Source organism: Arthrobacter sp. E44 (assembly GCF_041877125.1).
Taxonomy (GTDB): Bacteria; Actinomycetota; Actinomycetes; order Actinomycetales; family Micrococcaceae; genus Arthrobacter.
In genome coordinates this window covers 24739-42778 of sequence record NZ_JBHDJA010000012.1, presented here as the reverse complement: position 1 = coordinate 42778, position 18040 = coordinate 24739, and the positions used below count along the sequence as shown (strand labels likewise).

Annotated in this window: 17 protein-coding genes; 13 read left to right on the top strand and 4 right to left on the bottom strand. The window is 66.9% G+C overall.

The genetic code is table 11. From position 1 onward, the window contains the following. From ACETK3_RS12260 to ACETK3_RS12250, 3 genes are read left to right on the top strand one after another with little or no spacing between them, the layout of a single operon-like run. The gene (locus tag ACETK3_RS12260; protein WP_237428304.1) at window positions 1-1353 is read left to right on the top strand and encodes an extracellular solute-binding protein; all 1353 of its coding nucleotides are present in this window, start codon (window positions 1-3) and stop codon (window positions 1351-1353) included. A 2-nt stretch (window positions 1354-1355) separates the two neighbouring features. Further along, window positions 1356-2237, top strand: coding sequence for a carbohydrate ABC transporter permease (locus ACETK3_RS12255; protein WP_237428303.1), 882 nt, complete (start codon window positions 1356-1358; stop codon window positions 2235-2237). Beyond that, a complete protein-coding gene (locus ACETK3_RS12250; protein ID WP_237428302.1) occupies window positions 2234-3064 on the top strand; it encodes a carbohydrate ABC transporter permease in 831 nt (276 codons plus the stop codon). Before ACETK3_RS12255 ends, ACETK3_RS12250 begins: the two co-directional genes overlap by 4 nt. Here the strand turns inward: ACETK3_RS12250 and ACETK3_RS12245 are convergent. Further along, window positions 3061-3258 (bottom strand): hypothetical protein, encoded by a 198-nt coding sequence (locus ACETK3_RS12245; RefSeq protein ID WP_236798577.1) that lies wholly within the window; start codon window positions 3256-3258, stop codon window positions 3061-3063. The genes ACETK3_RS12250 and ACETK3_RS12245 overlap by 4 nt on opposite strands. Before the next feature lie 139 nt (window positions 3259-3397). Here ACETK3_RS12245 and ACETK3_RS12240 point away from each other — a divergent pair, with 139 nt between their 5' ends. The 7 genes from ACETK3_RS12240 (at window position 3398) to metE (ending at window position 12179) form a co-directional block, all read left to right on the top strand. Continuing rightward, complete coding sequence (locus ACETK3_RS12240) at window positions 3398-4405, top strand: MoxR family ATPase (RefSeq protein WP_237428301.1); 1008 nt, start codon at window positions 3398-3400, stop codon at window positions 4403-4405. Window positions 4406-4411: 6 nt separating this feature from the next. Further along, the gene (locus ACETK3_RS12235) at window positions 4412-5308 is read left to right on the top strand and encodes a DUF58 domain-containing protein (RefSeq protein WP_237428300.1); all 897 of its coding nucleotides are present in this window, start codon (window positions 4412-4414) and stop codon (window positions 5306-5308) included. Then, window positions 5298-5777 carry a hypothetical protein gene (locus ACETK3_RS12230; RefSeq protein WP_237428299.1) on the top strand — a complete coding sequence of 160 codons (480 nt, stop codon included), beginning with the start codon at window positions 5298-5300 and terminating at the stop codon, window positions 5775-5777. The genes ACETK3_RS12235 and ACETK3_RS12230 overlap by 11 nt, the downstream gene beginning before the upstream one ends. Next, window positions 5777-7738: a VWA domain-containing protein gene (locus ACETK3_RS12225; protein WP_236822032.1), complete on the top strand. Its 1962-nt coding sequence runs from the start codon at window positions 5777-5779 to the stop codon at window positions 7736-7738. Before ACETK3_RS12230 ends, ACETK3_RS12225 begins: the two co-directional genes overlap by 1 nt. Beyond that, on the top strand, window positions 7735-8457 hold the full coding sequence (locus tag ACETK3_RS12220) for a hypothetical protein (RefSeq protein WP_237428298.1): 723 nt from the start codon (window positions 7735-7737) through the stop codon (window positions 8455-8457). The genes ACETK3_RS12225 and ACETK3_RS12220 overlap by 4 nt, the downstream gene beginning before the upstream one ends. A 330-nt stretch (window positions 8458-8787) precedes the next feature. Next, entirely contained in the window at window positions 8788-9762 is a 975-nt protein-coding gene (locus ACETK3_RS12215) for a methylenetetrahydrofolate reductase (protein ID WP_237428297.1), read from the top strand. Window positions 9763-9836: 74 nt separating this feature from the next. After that, window positions 9837-12179: a 5-methyltetrahydropteroyltriglutamate--homocysteine S-methyltransferase gene (metE, locus tag ACETK3_RS12210; RefSeq protein ID WP_373992991.1), complete on the top strand. Its 2343-nt coding sequence runs from the start codon at window positions 9837-9839 to the stop codon at window positions 12177-12179. A 21-nt stretch (window positions 12180-12200) separates the two neighbouring features. Here the strand turns inward: metE and ACETK3_RS12205 are convergent, their stop codons facing one another. The 3 genes from ACETK3_RS12205 to ACETK3_RS12195 are packed head-to-tail and all read right to left on the bottom strand — an operon-like array spanning window position 12201 to window position 14430. Then, window positions 12201-12911, bottom strand: coding sequence for a DUF4386 family protein (locus ACETK3_RS12205; RefSeq protein WP_373992990.1), 711 nt, complete (start codon window positions 12909-12911; stop codon window positions 12201-12203). Between the two features lie 49 nt (window positions 12912-12960). Next, window positions 12961-13467, bottom strand: coding sequence for a DUF2004 domain-containing protein (locus tag ACETK3_RS12200; protein ID WP_236798569.1), 507 nt, complete (start codon window positions 13465-13467; stop codon window positions 12961-12963). Between the two features lie 45 nt (window positions 13468-13512). Beyond that, window positions 13513-14430: a LysR family transcriptional regulator gene (locus tag ACETK3_RS12195; protein WP_236798568.1), complete on the bottom strand. Its 918-nt coding sequence runs from the start codon at window positions 14428-14430 to the stop codon at window positions 13513-13515. A gap of 96 nt (window positions 14431-14526) precedes the next feature. Here ACETK3_RS12195 and ACETK3_RS12190 point away from each other — a divergent pair, with 96 nt between their 5' ends. The 3 genes from ACETK3_RS12190 to ACETK3_RS12180 are packed head-to-tail and all read left to right on the top strand — an operon-like array spanning window position 14527 to window position 18007. Beyond that, window positions 14527-15915 (top strand): NAD(P)/FAD-dependent oxidoreductase, encoded by a 1389-nt coding sequence (locus tag ACETK3_RS12190; protein WP_373992989.1) that lies wholly within the window; start codon window positions 14527-14529, stop codon window positions 15913-15915. Further along, window positions 15912-16643, top strand: a complete 732-nt coding sequence (locus ACETK3_RS12185) for a DUF1365 domain-containing protein (protein WP_373992988.1) — start codon at window positions 15912-15914, stop codon at window positions 16641-16643. Before ACETK3_RS12190 ends, ACETK3_RS12185 begins: the two co-directional genes overlap by 4 nt. Next, the gene (locus tag ACETK3_RS12180) at window positions 16640-18007 is read left to right on the top strand and encodes a class I SAM-dependent methyltransferase (RefSeq protein WP_373992987.1); all 1368 of its coding nucleotides are present in this window, start codon (window positions 16640-16642) and stop codon (window positions 18005-18007) included. Before ACETK3_RS12185 ends, ACETK3_RS12180 begins: the two co-directional genes overlap by 4 nt. Window positions 18008-18040: the final 33 nt, after the last annotated feature.

Sequence of the window (18040 nt, the reverse complement as noted above, 5' to 3'; positions counted from 1 at the left end):
ATGTTTCGACGGGCATCCAAGACAGCATCCCTGCTGGCCGCCGCGGTCCTGGTCCTCGCAGCCTGTACGCCCGCAGATCCGGGCGGCGGCGACAAGACCATCAAGGTGGCCTACCAGAAGACAGACTCGTTCACCGCCCTGGACAGCATGCTGCAGGAGGCGAAGAAGGAGTTTGAAGCCGCCAACCAGGGCGTGAAAGTCGAACTGCAGCCCATCCAGGCCAGCGACGAGGATTACGGCACCAAGCTGGCCCTGGCCCTGCGGTCGCCCTCGACTGCCCCGGACGTCTTCTACGAAGACACCTTCAAGGTCCGCTCCGATGCGGACGCCGGGTACCTCATGAACCTGGACAGCCGCTTGGCCGGCTGGGGGGACTGGGGCGCTTTCGACAACGCAGCGAAGGAAGCGGGGAAAGCGGACGACGGCGGCACGTACGCAGTGCCGTTGGGCACCGACACGCGGGTCATCTGGTACAACAAAAAGGTTCTTGCGGCAGCAGGCATTGGACTGCCCTGGCACCCGTCCAGCTGGCAGGACATCCTGGACACCGCGCGGAAGATCAAAGCCGCCAACCCGGACGTGATCCCCTTCAACATGTACGCCGGAAAGGGTACCGGTGAAGGAACCGTAATGCAGGGGTTCTACGAACTCCTGTACGGCACCGGATCAAGCCTTTACGACCAGGACTCCAAAAAATGGGTCGTAGGCTCGCCCGGCTTCAAGGACTCGCTCACCTTCCTCGAGACGCTCTATGGGGAGAACCTGGCCGTTCCTCCGGCCGAAGCGCTGGACCCGAACGTCTGGAAGAAGGTGTTCGGCGAGTGGTTCCCCAAGGCAAAACTGGGAGCAACCGTGGAAGGCTCCTACGCGCCGTCGTTCTGGCAGGCCGGCGGGAGCTACGCTTGGCCCGGCTACGAGCAGGAGATGGGCGTCGCACCGTTCCCCACGCAGAAGGGACAGGCGCCAGGCAAGGTCAGCATGTCCGGGGGATGGACGCTGGCCGTTGGCGCGGAAACCAAGCAGCCGGACCTGGCCTTCAATTTCCTCACCACCGCCCTCAACGCAAAGAACTCGCTGGCATTCACGCTGGCCAGTTCGCAGATCGCCGTCCGCAACGACGTCGCCGCCGACCCCGGCTACCAGTCCGCCAACCCGTTCGTGAAGGATGTCTCCGGCCTGGTGTCCGTCACCCGGTTCCGGCCCGCCACCTCCGACTATCCCCGGATTTCCGCTGCCGTCCAGGAAGCCACCGAGGCCGTCATCACCGGCAACCGGACCCCTGAGCAGGCGGCGGCCGACTATGACACGGCCGTGACCGGCATCGTGGGCGGCGACAAGACCATCCGGAAGTAGCGGTGGCCGCCAACCACCGCGGCCGGCAGGTGCTCCGCTACCTGCCGGTCCTGCCCGCCGTCGTGCTGCTGGCCGTGTTCCTGGCCGGCCCCGTGCTGTGGGCCTTCCACGCCTCGCTCACCAACGCCGGACTCACCGGCAAGCACGCCAGGAACCCCGAGTGGGTGGGGCTGGAGAACTACCAGCGGCTGCTGCAGGACCCCGCCTTTCCGCTTTCGCTGGCGCTGACCGTCCTGTTCGTTGCAGGCTCGGCCATCCTGGGCCAGAACGTGCTGGGACTGGCCCTGGCCGTCCTCATGCGGCGCGCACGCCCTATGGTGTCGGCAACTGTTGGCACCGCCGTCGTGGCCGCCTGGGTCCTGCCGGAGATCGTGGCTGCCTTCGCCGCCTACGCCTTCTTCAGCCGGGACGGGACGCTCAACCAGTTGCTTGGCGCGTTTGGGCTGGCGGAAACCGACTGGCTTTACAGCGTTCCGATGGTGGCCGTGATCCTGGCGAACACCTGGCGCGGGACGGCCTTTTCGATGCTGGTGTACCGGGCCGCGCTGAACGGCGTCCCGGCCGAGCTGACCGAGGCTGCACAGATGGACGGTGCCGGTGCCTGGCAGCGGCTGGTGTTCATCACCCTGCCGGTGATCCGGGGCAGCATCGCCACCAACCTGATGCTGGTCACGCTGCAGACGCTGGCGGTCTTCACCCTGATCTGGGTCATGACGGCCGGTGGCCCTGCCAACGGCAGCACCACCTTGCCTGTCCTCGCCTACCAGGAGGCCTTCAAGTTTGGCGACATCGGCTACGGTACGGCCGTCGCCGTGGTCCTCATCCTGATCGGGGCCGTGTTCGGGCTGGCCTACCTGCGCCTGCTCAGAGAGCAGAAACCGTGACAGGCCGGCATGGACGTACCCGGAGCGTGTGGGCCGACGTGGTCCTGCTGCTGATCGGTGCGTGTTTCCTGCTGCCGCTGCTGTGGCTGGTCCTCGGTTCCCTGGACCCGGCCGCCGGACACGGCACCAAACTTCCGCAGCAGCCCGGGTTCGACAACTTCGCGGCCGTCTTCACTCCGGAGCTGCTGTTCCGGCCACTGTGGAACAGTTTGCTGCTGTCGGCCGGAACCGGCATCGTTACGCTGGTGGCAGCCGTGCTGGCCGCGTATCCACTCTCCCGCTACCGGTCCCGGTTCAACACTCCGTTCATGTCGGCCATCCTGTTCGGCACCTGCCTTCCCGTCACCGCCATCATGGTGCCGGTCTACGGATTGTTCGTCCAGCTTCGGCTGCTGGACTCCATTTTCGCAACGGTGCTGTTCCTGGCTGCCACCGGCCTTCCCATGGCCATCTGGATGACCAGGAACTTCATGGACGCCGTGCCGCTGGCACTTGAGGAAGCGGCGTGGGTTGACGGCGCATCAAGGCTGTCCGGGCTGCGGTCCATCGTGCTTCCGCTGATGGGACCGGGCCTGGGCGTGGTGTTCATCTTTGTGTTCATCCAAGCCTGGGGAAATTTCTTTGTCCCGTTCGTGCTGCTGCTGTCCGAGGCCAGCCAGCCCGCGGCTGTGTCGATCTTCAGCTTCTTCGGCCAGCACGGCGCAGTGGCCTACGGCCAGCTGGCCGCCTTCTCGATTCTCTATTCCGTTCCGGTCCTGGCCCTGTACGTCATCGTGGCGCGCGGGTCCGGCAACGCACTGGCCCTTGCAGGTGCTGTCAGGGGCTAGTCAATGTCCTCGAGCACCACGCCGAAGGGCAGGGTATCGTCGAGGTGCGCCTGGTGGCCGGTGGGATTGTTCACCACCCGGACTCCGTGCAGCTTTTCCGCCGCAGACTGCATCAGGACCGGCCGGACCGTGTCGACGAAGTGCTCGCTTTTACCGGCGAGGTATTCCTTGTAGCTGGCTGGAAGCTCAATCATGGCAAAAGGATAGACCTGCCTGCCACCAATGGGGAGGGGTGCCCATTGCCGGACTCCCGGTGCCCGGCTTGGATAGGATGGCGGACGGGACATGGCCGGCCCGGCCAGCGCGACCAACGCCGTCATCAGGGGGAATACAGTGCTTTCGACCAGCGTGCCTGCAAGAATCCAGCCGGCGGAGCTGGCCAGGGCGCAGCAGGTGGTGGCCAATATTTCCCGCAATTTCGATGCAAAAGTGGTGGGGCAGTCCCTGCTGCGGGAGTCGCTGCTGGTGGGACTGCTGACCGGCGGCCATATCCTCCTGGAAAGCGTCCCGGGACTGGCCAAAACCACGGCGGCACAAACCCTCGCCGAAGCTGTGAGCGCCGAATTCCGCAGGATCCAGTGCACCCCTGACCTGCTGCCCAGCGACATCGTGGGAACCCAGATCTACGACGCCGCCAAGGGCAGCTTCCACACCCAACTCGGCCCGGTGCATGCCAATATCGTGCTGCTGGATGAGATCAACCGCTCCAGCGCCAAGACCCAAAGCGCCATGCTGGAAGCCATGCAGGAACGCCAGACGTCCATCGGAGGACAGGACCACCCCCTGCCCTCGCCGTTCCTGGTCCTGGCAACCCAGAATCCCATCGAGCAGGAGGGAACCTACCAGCTGCCCGAGGCGCAGATGGACCGGTTCATGCTCAAGGATGTGCTGGACTATCCCACTCCCGCGGAAGAAGCGGAGATCATCCGCAGGATCGATGCCGGCGTCTACACCCGCGAACAAAAGCCCGCAGCTGCAGCCTCCCTGGACGCCGTCACCGAAATCCAGGCTTTGGTGGGACGGGTCTACCTCGACCCGTCGGTCATCAACTACATCGTGGGCCTCGTCTACGTGACGCGGAACGCCTCCCAATACATCGACGCCCGGCTGGCCGGCTTCATTGAATTCGGCGCCAGCCCGCGCGCCAGCATCGCCTTCAGCCAGGCGGCGCGGGCGGTGGCGCTGCTGAACGGCCGCGACCATGTCATCCCCGAGGACGTCAGGTCGCTGGCCCACCGGGTACTGCGGCACCGGTTGATCCTGAACTTTGACGCCGTGGCCGAGCAGGTCCCGGTCGAATCGGTGATCGACGCCGTCGTTGCCGCCGTCCAGACTCCGTGACCCCGGATGGCCAGCCTCCTCCAGCGGGTGAAGTCGAAGATGGCCATCTTCGCGCACCGCAAAGCGCGTGGAATGCTCGACGGCGAGTACGGTTCCGTATTCAGGGGCCGCAGCCTGGACTTTGACGACCTGCGCGCCTACGTGCCGGGTGACGAGGTACGCGACATCGACTGGAAGGCCACGGCCCGGCACGGTTCACCCCTGATCCGGCGCTATGTGGCCGTCCGCCGGCAGACCGTCCTCCTGGTCACCGACACGGGACGAAACATGGCAGCGGAGTCCCGGTCCGGGGAAGTGAAAAAGGACATCGCCGTGCTCGCACTGGGAGTCATGGGTTACCTGGCCCACCGGCACGGTGACGTGGTGGGCCTGGTGTGCGGCGACTCCACCGCAACCCGGTCCCTGCCGGCAAAGAGCGGCGAAGCCCACCTGGAACGGCTCCTCAGGCACGTGGATTCCCTTACGGGCCTCGATGGGGCGCCCAGCAGGATCCAGGACCAGCTGGGCTACGTGGCACGCAACGTCAAGGGCCGCCACCTGCTCTTCGTCGTCGCCGACGAACTGGCTGCGGACGCTGCCACGGCCCAGCTCCTGCGCCGGCTCCGCGCCCAGCACGAAGTCCTGTGGCTGACCGTGCGGGACGCGGACCTCGCGCCATCCTCCAAGCGCACGGATCCCAACGCCCCCGCGGCCTTCAGCGCTGCCGACGATTCCCTCCTGCCCTGGCCGCCGGGGATGTCCGCCGCAGTGGAGGCCGCCTATACGAAAGCGGCCTCGGAGCGTGATGCGGACCGGCAGGCCATGCTGCGCGCGGCCGGGATCACTGAAGGGGACGTGTCAGGCAGCGGGGATGTCATCACCGGACTGTTCACGCTCCTCGAGAGGCACCGCCGTGCAGGTTGATCCCGGGTTCTTCGGCCCGCTGCAGTACAGCACCGCCTGGGCATGGTGCGGGGCAGCGCTGCTTGCCCTGCTGGCAGGGTGGTACGTCTTCGTGCTGGCCACCACCCGTGCAGCCAGGCGCTCCGAGCCGGCCGGCAGTGCCCAGGGACGGTCCGCGCTGACCGACCTGCCTGCGCTCAAGGCGGCCTACCTGCAGCGCATCCACGATGTGGAGCAGGCAGCGGCGGAGGGCGCCCTGGATGCGCGGCCCGCCCATCAGGAGATCAGCCTCCTGCTGCGCGGTTTTGTCCGGGACGCCACGGGCGTGGACGCCACCAGGATGACCCACCAGGACCTCGCCCGGCACCCTCTTCCCGCCGCGGCCGACGCGGTCCAGGCCCTTTACCCGGCTGAATTCGGTCCCGGGCCGCTGCCTTCCGTTGCTGCGTCTGCGGCAAGAGCCTCGGCGGCGGTGCGCGCGTGGAGCTGATGTTCTGGTGGCTGCTGCCCCTTGCGGCCGCCGCGGCGGGCGTGGCGGCAGGGGTTGCGTTGCGCAGCAAGAGGCGGGGCAACGTACGACGCCGGCCCGTGGCCCACGCGGACAGGCTCACCGCGCTGCCGGAATACCAGGCAGCCCTCCGGCGGTACCGGCGGTGGCTGGCCCTGGCCGCAACTGCGCTGGCCCTGTTGCTGGTGTCCACCGCGGTAGCGGCGGCCCGTCCCGTCTCGGTGGATACCGTCCGGCCGGAGCAGCACAACCGCGACATCATGCTCTGCCTGGACGCATCGGGCTCCATGAGCAGTGCCGACGCTGCAGTAGTGGAAGTCTTTGCCAAACTGGCGCGCGAGTTCGACGGCGAACGGGTCGGCCTGACCATTTTCGACAGCAGCGCCATCCAGGTCTTTCCGTTGACGGACGATTACGCCTACGCGCAGGAGCAGCTCCAGGGTGCCAAGGACGCCTTCGACGGCAAACCCGGAAGCTCCGGATTCCTTGACGGCACGTGGAGCGGCAGGGGCTCCTCCCTGATTGGCGACGGGCTGGCGTCCTGCCTCAACAGTTTCCCAGGGGCCGGCAAGCCCCAAGGGGCCAGCGGCGGGGGTACCAACTCCCAGCGCTCGCGGTCGGTGGTGCTGGCGACCGACAACTTGCTGTCAGGAAAGCCCATCATGGCGCTGGGCCAGGCGGCCGCGTTGGCCAAGGATCGGTCCGTCCGCGTCTATGCGCTGAACCCGGCAGACCTGGACTACGGCCCCGGTCCGGACCAGCCGGGTGCCCAACTGCGGGCCGCCGCAGAATCCACGGGCGGCGCATACTACGCCCTTGACCGCCCGGACGCCGTGGCCGGGATTGTCACCGGGATTGAGCAAACCGAGACATCGGCCATCCACGGCGCACCCCGGGCTGTGTTCGCAGATGTACCTGGCCTGCCGCTGGTTGCTGCGCTGCTGTCTGCTCTTGCCCTTTGCGTTGTCCTTTGGCGCCTGCAGGGCATCCGCCTCCGCAGCAAGGCGTGGCTGCGCCGGGGAGCAATTGTGCTGCTGCTTCTTGCAGCGGCCCTGCGGCCACACCTGCCGGGCGGCACCGTCCAGGCCGCCAGCGCGGACCTGAACGTTTTCTTCGTGGTGGACACCACCACCAGCATGGTGGCCGAGGACTACGACAACGGAAAACCGCGCCTGGAGGGCGTCCGGAAGGACATCATGGCCATCGCTGAACAGTTGCCCGGCGCCCGGTTCTCCGTCATCACGTTCGACACCACCGCGCACGTCCGCATGCCGCTCAGCACCGACACCCTTGCCCTGCAGACCATCACGGACGTCCTGGAACCGCAGGTGACCGCTTATGCCAAGGGCAGCAGCATCACCGCAGCACGGCAGGTGCTGTCCGAGCGGCTGGCAGCGGCCAGGGACAGCCACCCGGGCCGGCCCCGGCTGGTGTACTACCTGGGCGACGGTGAGCAGACCAGCGGCAGGGAGCCGGATCCCATGAAAGTCGACGGCGGATTGGTCGCCGGGGGAGCGGTGCTGGGTTACGGCACATCCGGCGGCGGCCGGATGAAGGAGAACACCGGTTTGGCGGACGACGGCGGGACAGGCGGGGGAGGGGAGGCCGGCACCCGCAGCGGCGGCTACGTCCAGGACACCCGGCCCGGCAGCAACGGTGATGCACTGTCGATGATTGATGAGGGACGGCTGCAGGCCATCGCCGGGCAGCTTGGGGTGCCATATGCCCACCGCGTTGCCGGCGCCCCAGTGGCGGACATGATGCAGCAGGCGCACCCCGGCAGGGCGGAACGCGCTGACGGGCAAGGGCAGCTGGCCGCCGGGACGGAGCTGTACTGGATCCTCGCCGCCGGCGCCTTCCTGCTGGCCCTTCCGGAAGCCGTGGCACTCGCGCGGCAGCTTCGCGGACTTCCGCGTGCGGGCCTGAAGGAGGAAAAGCGGTGACCCCACAGTCGACACCACGGTCCCGCAGGCGCCGCCTGCTGCTGTGGTCGGCGCTGCCGGTGCTCCTGGTGCTGTGCACCGCCATCAAACTGCTCAGCCTGGGCATCCTGGCTGACCGCGCCGCCGCCGGTTTTACCGCCGGGAACGCTGCCGCCGTTGATGCCGCCGCCCGGGGCCTTGGTTTCGCAAACGTCGTGGAGCCGCACAAGGCGACGTTCGCCGCCGGCGACGCAGCCGTGGCGGAGGAAGACTATGCGACTGCCAGGACACACTTCGAACAAGCTCTAGGCATGGTTCCCGCCAGCTCGGGGGACGCGTGCACCATTCGGGTCAACCTTGTGCTGGCGATCGAACGCCTGGGTGACCAGCGGCAGCTGGCCGGGGACGCGGCGTCGGCCGTTCTGTTGTTCAAGGAAGCGCTGGCAACGGCCGGGCAGGCGCCGGAAGGGTGCCTCGCCGGGAGTGCCGAAACCGGCGGCCGGCTGGCCGCGGCAAGGGAGCGGCTGGAGAGCAAACTCGGCGCTGCCGGACAGGGCGCGGACGGGACGCCGGCACCAGGGGAGGAGCCATCGCCGGACACGTCGGCGGACCCCCGGCAGGGCCAGCTGGACCAGCTCCAGGACAGCGCACGGCAGGCGGAACGGGAGCGCAACAGCGGGCGTGAGCGGGAAGAGTATCTGGACAGCAGCGGCGGGGCAGCTGTGGAGCGCCCCTGGTGAAGGCGCGTACTGGCGAAGAAAATTCTGTTGCCTTGGAAAACGGCCTGTAAAACAGTGTCTTAATTCGGTGCCGACTTGTTCCCTGCCGGTCACAGCCCATAGAGTCGTAGACAAGTTACCGCGGTAACGTGTCAGCGATCCTCCGATCTGGAGGGTGTGGGTGCCCCCATGTGGGCCTGACATTTGCTCACGGACTACTTCATGCAAGGCGTAACAGTCGCGGCTGCGTCCCTGGTGGAGTCCCTCCGTGTTCCCCAAACTCAATTCATTGCCGGTTTCGCGCCGTTTTTTCGGCGGAAAGCAGGCGATGGCCCAAAGCCAAGGACGCAAATGTCACCACCAAGTTTGATTGACGCACACCCGAACCTCTCCGACACCGCCCCGGTGGCGTTGTCCTATGAGCTGTTCCCGCCCCGTTCCCCTGCAGCAGCGGAAACCCTCTGGACCACCATCCGGGAACTGGAAACCACTGAGCCGGACTATGTCTCCGTGACCTATGGCGCCAGCGGCTCCAACCGGGACACCGCCGTCGAACTCATTAATCGGCTCCTGCTCGAGACCACGCTGCGGCCGCTGGCCCACCTGACCTGCGTGGGCAACAGCCCGCAGGAACTAGCCACTATCGTGGGCGAACTGCTGGACACCGGCGTACGGGGCATCCTTGCCCTGCGCGGAGACCTTCCCAAGGACGCCGGCGCACCCGCCGCCGGATCCCTTCGGTACGCCCAGGACCTCATTGAACTCATCCGCCGCGTGGAGCAGCGCCGTTCGGCCCTGCTCTGTGCCGGCAAGATCGCGGTCGGCGTGGCGGCGTATCCCGCCCGCCATCCGGAATCGCCCAGCGAGGAGCACGACGTCGAGGTGCTGCTGGCCAAGCAGCGTTCCGGCGCCGACTTCGCCATCACACAGGTGTTCTTTGAGACCAGGCACTATGCCGACCTGCTCACCAGGGCCCGGCGCGCCGGCGTGACCATCCCTATCATTCCCGGCGTCATGCCGCTCACCAGCCTCCGCCGGCTCAACCGCCTGGGACAGCTCACCGGCGTGGAGCCCGCGCCGGAACTGATGGCCAAGCTGGCCGCCGCCGAGACCGACCTCGAACGGCTCCACATCGGGGTCGACGCGACGGTGGACCTGGCCAACGCGGCCCTGGATGCCGGGGCTCCCGGCATCCACATCTACACCTTCAACGAGCATCAAAGCGCGCTGGAAGTGCTGGACAAGCTGGCCCTGCCCGGGCGAAGCCGACCCGGCAGCCAGCACGGCCGGCGGGAATCCGCCGCCCGCATCCAGCTTGCCAGCTGAGCGTTTCGCGCTCCGTACACACCTTTACCCGACCAGCCCGACGTTAGGGCTGCCCAAAAAACTTAGGATCTTCCATGTCTGAGCTGACTGCACCCAAAAACACCCCGTTCCCGTCCGCTTCACTTCTCGGCTACCCCCGCATCGGCCGCCGCCGCGAACTCAAGAAGGCCGTGGAGGCCTACTGGGCCGGCAAGATCGGCGCCGCTGCCCTGGACGCCGCCGCCAAGGACATCCAGCTGGCCGCCGCCCGCCGCCTCCAGGAACTCGGGCTCACCGAAGCCGCCGCCGTGCCGGGCACCTTCTCCTACTACGACCAGGTCCTCGACACCACCGCGCACCTGGGTGCCGTTCCTGCCCGCTTCGGCAAGCTGCTCAATGCCGACGGGCAGCTGGACATCGACGGCTACTTCACACTGGCCCGCGGCAACAAGGAGCAGCAGCCGCTCGAAATGACCAAGTGGTTCGACACCAACTACCACTACCTGGTGCCGGAAATCGGCCCGGAGACAGAGTTCACCCTGGCCTCCACCGCGAAGGTTGACGAGTTCGCGTTCGCCCTGGCCAACGGGATCGAAACCCGCCCCTACATCGTTGGGCCCGTGACCTACCTGCTCCTGTCCAAGGCTTCCGACGACGCCCAGGCCGGTTTCGCGCCACTGTCCCGCCTCGAGGACATCCTGCCCGTCTACGTCCAGCTGCTCGAAAAGCTCGCCGACGCCGGCGCCAACTGGGTGCAGCTCGACGAGCCGGCCCTGGTGGTTGACCAGGAAACCCCTGCCGCCGGCATCGAAGCAGCCGTTGCGAGGGCTTATGAGGTCCTGACCGCCGCGGCCAACCGTCCGCAGATTCTGGTTTCCACCCCGTACGGCTCGCTCGAAGGCCAGCTGGGCACCCTCGCTGCCACGAACATCGATGCCCTTCACATCGACGTCTTCAAGGGCGCCGTTCCCTCCGCCGCAGCGCTGGCTGGCCTGGGCAACAAGACCCTGGTGGCCGGCGTCGTGGACGGCCACAACATCTGGCGCAACGATCTCGCCGCGTCCGCCGCCAAGCTGGACCAACTGAAGGCCGCCGCCGGCAAGGTTGCCGTCTCCACCTCCACGTCCACCCAGCACGTCCCCCATGACGTCGCTGAGGAGACCCAGCTGTCAGAGCAGCTCCGCAGCTGGCTGGCCTTCTCCGACCAGAAGGCCGTGGAGGTCAAGACCCTGGCGTCCTACCTCGCGGACCCGGCCGCGGCCAAGGTTGCCATCGAGGAAGCCACCGCCGTGATCGGTTCCCGCGCCACCGCGGAAGGGGTGCGCCGCGCTGATGTCCGGGCCCGGACCGAAGCGCTTACCGCCAAAGACTTCAGCCGCTCGGCCTACGAAGTCCGCGAGGCCGCCCAGGAAGAAGCGCTGCACCTGCCGCCGCTGCCCACCACCACCATCGGCTCCTTCCCCCAGACCTCCGAAATCCGTTCGGCCCGCGCCCGCAACAGCAAGGGCGAGCTGAGCGATGAGCAGTACGAACAGCTCATGAAGGACGAAATCAAGCGCGTAGTGGACCTGCAGGAAGAGCTGGGCTATGACGTCCTGGTGCATGGCGAGCCGGAGCGCAACGACATGGTGCAGTACTTCGCCGAGAACCTCGAAGGCTTCGACGTCACCGTCCATGGCTGGGTCCAGTCCTACGGCTCACGCTGCACCCGCCCGTCGATCCTCTGGGGCGACGTCACGCGCAGCGCTCCCATCACCGTCAAGTGGGCGGAATATGCACAGTCGCTGACCGGCAAGCCGATGAAGGGCATGCTCACCGGTCCGGTCACCATCCTGGCCTGGTCATTTGTCCGGGACGACCAGCCGCTGGCTGAAACCGCCAACCAGGTTGGCCTGGCGCTGCGCGACGAGATCGCCGACCTCGAAGCCGCAGGTATCAAGGTCATCCAGGTGGACGAGCCCGCCCTGCGTGAACTGCTTCCGCTGCGCAAGGCAGACCAGGCCGACTACCTGAAGTGGTCCGTTGAATCCTTCCGCCTGGCGACCGCGGGCGCTGCCGACGCCACGCAGATCCACACCCACCTCTGCTACTCGGAGTTCGGCGTCATCATCGACGCGATCGACGGCCTGGACGCCGACGTCACCTCCATCGAAGCCGCCCGCTCCCGCATGGAGGTTGTCCACGACCTCGAGTCCCACGGCTTCGGACGCGGGGTTGGTCCGGGTGTTTACGACATCCACTCACCCCGCGTTCCGGGCGAGGCCGAGGTCACCGAGCTCCTGTCGACCGCGGTCAAGCACGTCCCGTCCCGCCAGCTCTGGGTCAACCCGGACTGCGGGCTGAAGACCCGCGGCTATGCCGAGACGGAGGAGTCGCTGCGGAACCTGGTCAAGGCCACGCAGACGGTCCGTACGGAACTGCTGCAAGCGGCCAAGTAGCGGACCCACGACGGCGGCTGGTCACCTGGGGTGCCCGGCCGCCGTCGTCTCCTTAATCCTCCAAGCGCTGACTGCCAGCCAAACACTTGCGGCGACAATCGCTACGATGCCGACCAACGTAGGCACTGAGTTGGCGTTGGAAAACCCTGTTTCGCCGATGATCCATCCCTGCGCCAGGTAGGCCAGCCCGGACAGCGCCATGAGCAGTCCGATGATCCGGGGAACGCGATGTGTGGCGGTCACAACAACGCCCAGCAGCAACAGTGCCGTTCCCAGCAGGAAGCTTTGGTAGCTGCGCGTGCCCCACTCCAGCCAGCGAATGCCCTCCGCCGTAGCGAAACGCGCCGCTTTTTCAGGCTCCGGAGCTGCGGCCCAGGCGTCCACCGCCTGCTTCAGGGCAACCCCGTCCACCGCCTGGAGTACGGCGTGAAGTGCCAGGGCGGCCGCGGCGGCAAGGGCACCAAAGCGGGCAAGCCAAGCCACGGCACGCTGCCGGACGCCAAGGGCTGCCCACAGGGACACCAGCCCCGCGCATACAAACGCCATCCCCACGAACTGGCCCAGGTGCACGGCGGTCCAGATGCCGCTGTTGGCGTAGGCGGTGAAGGAAGCGGCGTGGTCGTTGGCGTCGTGGGACTCGGCATGGAACACGCCGGCGAATATCGAGGCCAGCACACCGGCCAGGAGCAGCGACGCAGCCAGCCGCCACGTTCCGGCTTTCACATCATGCATGAGATCCATCGTGGAACCGGCCGCTCAGCAGCGCCAGGGTCAAACGCCCTCAGGACTCCCAGACGATCTCGTCGTCCACAACTCCGTCCTGGTCGGCGGAGGCCACCAGGACCTCATCCGTGAAGTGCTGGCCCAGGGTGAAGTCCAGGACGAAGTAGCGCTCGGGCTGGCCGGGGTAGATCCCTACGTGGCCGAGTTTCAACGCCTTGAGGAACACCTCGTTGGTGAGCTGTTTGCGGTCCTGGACGCCGAACACCTTGTGCAGATGCTCGTCCTTGAGGGCGTTGCAGTGGAAGTGCAGGTACTCCTGGGGGCTGGTGCCCTCCTGCTCAAGTTCCTCGGCAATCATTGCCCGGACTTCGTCCACCAGTTCGGGAAGGAAGCGCAGCCGGTACTCGACTTTCCGCAGCGCGGCTTCATCGAAGTGGTCGTGCGCGTTAATGTTCAGGTCGAGTTCCAGCGGGTGGCCTCGCAGCTCGTGCTTGGCGGCGAAGAGGTGATCCCTGCCGTGGTTGAGCTCAATCTCCCCAAAGTGCTGGCTCGCTACCTTGTTCATAGTCTCAACATAGACCTGAAGGGCAGACCATTCCAGCGTTCGGCCCTAATTCACCGCTGTGCGCATCCCGGCAAGGGTTTCAGCCAGCAGGTCCACGAAAAGTTGCACCCGCGCGGTCTTCCGGTCGTTGATCAGCAGCGCAAACACGTTCCGTGCCAGCCGGATCTCGGGCACGTCCAGCACCACCACGCCTGCCGGCTTGTTCCGCAGCGCCAACTCCGGAACCAGGGCTGCACCCAGTCCTGCTGCGGCCATTTCCAGGCTGGCGTGGAAGTCATCACTGTGTGCCACCACGCGGGGGTGCAGGTTGCAGCCGGCGAACAGCCGCTCGATCACCATGGCGTCACTGGTGCCGGGGTGATGCATGATCCACGGCATTTCCGAGAGATGGTCCGCCGCCACCTTGGCATCGGCCCGGAAGCCCCAGCCTGCCGGCAGCACCACGCGGAAGTCGTCGTCGCCGATCCACTGCCGGTTGATGGTGTTGGGCCAGGCGAAGCCGGTCTGGCCCACCTGGAACACCACCGCGAGGTCCAGGTCGCCGCCGGTGCGCAGGCCCTGGATGGTCTGGCCGGGCTCCGCCACCGAAACCCGCAGGTCAATGCCGAGCTTCTTCCAGGCCGGGTTCTTGAGGATCCGGGGCAGGACATAGGTGGCCAGGCTGGGGAAGATCCCCAGCCGCAGCTCCTGGCTTCCGGTGTCCTGCGTCCTTGACGCGGCAGCCATGAGCGCCTCGATGTCGGTGAGCACCTTGGCGGCATGGCGGGTCATGACGACGGCGGCCTCCGTAGGGACCACGGCGCGCGCCGAGCGCTGGAAGAGGGTTACGCCCGTTTCCCGCTCCAGCGCGGACATCTGCTGCGAGACGGCCGAGGCCGTGTAGCCAAGCGTTGCGGCTGCCGCAGCGAACGAGCCCAGCCGCGTGACCTCCAGGAGGGTCTTCAGGTGCACGGGATTTACCACGAGCCCACAGTACTGCACCCATCCGCGGCCGCTCCTGCGCCGAATTGCCGTCTGTATACCCGGCCCAGCGACAAATGTTCAGCAGAGGAGCATAAATTGTCACTTATCCCAGCAGGAAGTGCAGGCAGGCGGCGCATCGCCGTCATTGGCAGCGGCGTGGCGGGATTAACCGCCGCCTACGTCCTGAACAGGCAGGACGACGTCACCCTGTTCGAGGCGGACTCACGGCTGGGCGGCCACGCCCACACCCATGACATGCCGCAGCCGGACGGAAGCGTCATCGGGGTGGACACCGGATTCATAGTGCACAACGAGCGGACCTATCCCACCCTGCTGCGGCTGTTCGCCGAACTCGGCGTGGAAACGCAGGACTCGGAGATGAGCATGTCCATCCGCTGCGACGGCTGCGGGCTGGAATACGCCGGTGCGCGGGACGGTGCCCGGGGAATCATCGCCAAGCCTTCCAGCCTGCTGCGTGGCCGCTACCTGCTGATGCTGCTGGAGGTCACCCGCTTTTACCGGAAGGCGAGAGAGCTGCTCAGGACGGCGCCGCCGTCGGCCGTCAGCGATGAGGTGGAAGTCCCGGAACTGACGCTGGGCGCATTCCTGGAGCGGGAGAAGTTCAGCCCCTACTTCATCTCCCACTTCATGACCCCGGTGGTCAGCGCCGTATGGTCCTGCGATCCCGCCACCGCCCTTGCCTATCCCGCTCGGTACCTGTTCACCTTCCTGGGCCACCACGGCATGCTGGGCATCAAGGGCTCACCGCAGTGGCGCACAGTCACCGGCGGATCCGCCCGGTACGTGGAAAAACTCGCTGCAACACTGGGCGACGTTCGGCTGAACACGCCCGTCACGGCCATCCGGCGGCTGCCCGACGGCGTTGAGCTCGCAACCGACAACGGACTGGAAGACTTTGACGCCGTGGTCATTGCCACCCATCCTGCCCAGGCACTTGGGTTCCTGGCGGACGCCACGCCTGAGGAGAAGGAAGCGCTGGGCGGGATGCCCTACTCGGTCAACCACACCGTGTTCCACCGGGATCCCGCCGTCCTGCCGGCGTCGGAGAATGCGAGGGCGTCCTGGAACTATCGGCTGCCGGGTTGCGACGCCAGGCCGGACAAGGTCCTGGTGAGCTATGACCTGACCCGGCTGCAGCGGCTCACGCCGGCGGACGCCCGCCCCTACCTGGTGAGCCTGGGTGAATCCGAGCTGATCGCCGACGACGCGGTGCTGGAACGGATGGTGTACGAGCACCCGCAGTACACGCCTGAATCCCTGAAGGCCCAGCAGGCCATCGCGGCGCTAAGCAACAGCAGGATCGCGTACGCCGGGGCCTACCTTGGCTGGGGCTTCCACGAGGACGGCGCCCTCTCCGGTGTGCGTGCGGCAGAAAAGCTGGGCCGCACGTGGCCGCTGCCGCTGCCCGAGTCGGGCGACGCCAGCGGTGAAGGGGAGCGGGAACTCGCCGCAGAACCTGCATGACCATGGGCGCCTCGATCTACCGCACGTCCATTTCCCATGTGCGGCGCAGTCCCTTGAAAAACGCCTTCACGTACCGGAGCTACAGCTGGTTCGTTGACGTGGACGCGATTCCGCGGCTGCCGTTCCTGCTCCGCCCGCTGGCAGTGTTCCGCGCCGCGGACCACCTGGGCAATCCGGAGGCCAGCATCCGGTCGAACGTGGAGCGGTACCTGCGCACCCAGGGCATAGAGCCCGACGGCGGGCCCATCCACATGCTGGCCAGCGCCAGGGTGTTCGGTTACGTCTTCAACCCGCTCACCCTGTTCTGGTGCTACCGCGCCGGCGGAGAGCTGCAGTGCGTGGTGGCCGAGGTCCACAACACCTACGGGGAACGGCACTGCTACCTGCTGCGGACCGACCCGGCAGGGCGGGCGTCGGTGCCGAAGGCGTTCTACGTTTCACCCTTTAACGACGTCGATGGGCAGTACCGCATGAAGCTTCCGGCGCCGGGGGAGCGGCTGGCGGTCTCCATCATCCTGGAGCGGGAGGGGCAACGGCCCTTCGTCGCCACCATGGACGGACGGCGGAGACCGGCCACCATCCCGAACATCCTCGCCGCCGCCTTGACGGTGCCCGCGGCGCCGCTGCTGGTATCCGCCCTTATCCGCATACAGGGCATTAAGCTCTGGGCAAGACGCCTGCCCGTCGTTGCCAGACCACACCACCCCTCACAGGAGGCAGTTCAATGACAATGACCGACGATAACGGCACCACTGCCCACCTCGAAGACCCGGCCCAGACCGCCGCGCACACCCCTGCAGCCTGGGGCGCAACCGGTGTGCCGGCGTCACCCGCCACCATCGATCCTGACCGCTGGCCCGGTGTTGCCACGCCGCCGTCGGGCCCCAAGGCTGAGGTGGCCGGGAAAGCCGCCGGCCTGTTGTTCAAGGGAGCCGTCAAGCGGCTGCCGCTGCGGGTGGAATACCCGGACGGAACGGCCCTGGGGACCGGCGGTCCCGACGCCCCGGTGATGACCATGGTGCGGCCGGACGCGTTCGAGAAGCGGATCGGCGACAACGGGCTGATCGGACTGGGGGAGTCCTTCATGGCCGGCGACTGGGAAGCGTCGGACCTGGCTGCGGTGCTTGAAGTCTTCGCCGCCTCCGTGGATGCACTGATCCCGATGCCGCTGCAGAAGCTGCGCTCGCTGTACCTGCCCCGGACGCCCCGCCAGGAACGGAACGCCGAACAGAACACCCGGAGCAACATCTCCAGGCACTATGACCTGTCCAACGAGCTGTTCTCCAACTTCCTGGACACCACCATGAGCTACTCATCGGCGCTGTTTCCCGAGACAGCCGGCCCGCTGTCCTCGGTGAGTTGGGATTTCCTGGCGGAGGCACAGCAGGCCAAGATCGACCGGCTGCTGGACAAGGCCGGCGTGGGAGAGGGGACCCGGCTGCTGGAAATCGGCACGGGCTGGGGTGAGCTTGCTTTGCGTGCCGCGGCCCGCGGCGCCACCGTTTACAGCGTCACCCTGTCCAGCGAGCAGCAGGCGCTGGCCCAGGAACGCATTGCGGATGCGGGGTTCGCGGACCGTGTGACGGTGGCGCTGCAGGACTACCGCGCGGTGGAAGGCGAGTACGACGCCGTGGTGTCCGTGGAGATGATCGAGGCCGTGGGCTACGAATACTGGCCCATCTACTTCCAGACGATCGACCGCGTCCTGGCCCCCGGCGGAAAGGTGGCCGTCCAGGCCATCACCATGCCGCACGGGCGGATGCTGGCCACCCGCAACGCCTACACATGGGTGCACAAGTACATCTTCCCCGGCGGGTTCCTGCCCTCCGTCCGGGCCATTGAGGGCGTGACGCAGCAGCACACCACCCTGCGCGTCCGGGAGCGCATGGGGATGGGCGACCACTACGCCGCCACGCTGCGGTTGTGGGAGGAGCGGTTCCTTGCGCGGTCCCGGGAAGTGGGGGAGTTGGGCTTCGACGCGGTGTTCCAGCGGATGTGGCTCTTCTACCTCTGCTACTCCCGCGCGGGGTTCCAATCCGGTTACCTGGACGTGCAGCAGATTGTGCTGGACCGCCGGGAGGCGCAGCTTTAGTTTTGCCTTGGTGTTAAGGAAGGGGAGGGACAG

Excerpts from the sequence above, each read along its gene's own strand:
- ACETK3_RS12180 (WP_373992987.1), top strand. The coding sequence starts at position 16,640 with ATGACAATGACCGACGATAACGGCACCACTGCCCACCTCGAAGACCCG.
- ACETK3_RS12185 (WP_373992988.1), top strand. The coding sequence starts at position 15,912 with ATGACCATGGGCGCCTCGATCTACCGCACGTCCATTTCCCATGTGCGG.
- ACETK3_RS12205 (WP_373992990.1), bottom strand. The coding sequence starts at position 12,911 with ATGCATGATGTGAAAGCCGGAACGTGGCGGCTGGCTGCGTCGCTGCTC.
- ACETK3_RS12200 (WP_236798569.1), bottom strand. The coding sequence starts at position 13,467 with ATGAACAAGGTAGCGAGCCAGCACTTTGGGGAGATTGAGCTCAACCAC.
- ACETK3_RS12235 (WP_237428300.1), top strand. The coding sequence starts at position 4,412 with ATGGCCAGCCTCCTCCAGCGGGTGAAGTCGAAGATGGCCATCTTCGCG.
- metE (WP_373992991.1), top strand. The coding sequence starts at position 9,837 with ATGTCTGAGCTGACTGCACCCAAAAACACCCCGTTCCCGTCCGCTTCA.
- ACETK3_RS12245 (WP_236798577.1), bottom strand. The coding sequence starts at position 3,258 with ATGATTGAGCTTCCAGCCAGCTACAAGGAATACCTCGCCGGTAAAAGC.
- ACETK3_RS12225 (WP_236822032.1), top strand. The coding sequence starts at position 5,777 with ATGTTCTGGTGGCTGCTGCCCCTTGCGGCCGCCGCGGCGGGCGTGGCG.
- ACETK3_RS12260 (WP_237428304.1), top strand. The coding sequence starts at position 1 with ATGTTTCGACGGGCATCCAAGACAGCATCCCTGCTGGCCGCCGCGGTC.
- ACETK3_RS12215 (WP_237428297.1), top strand. The coding sequence starts at position 8,788 with ATGTCACCACCAAGTTTGATTGACGCACACCCGAACCTCTCCGACACC.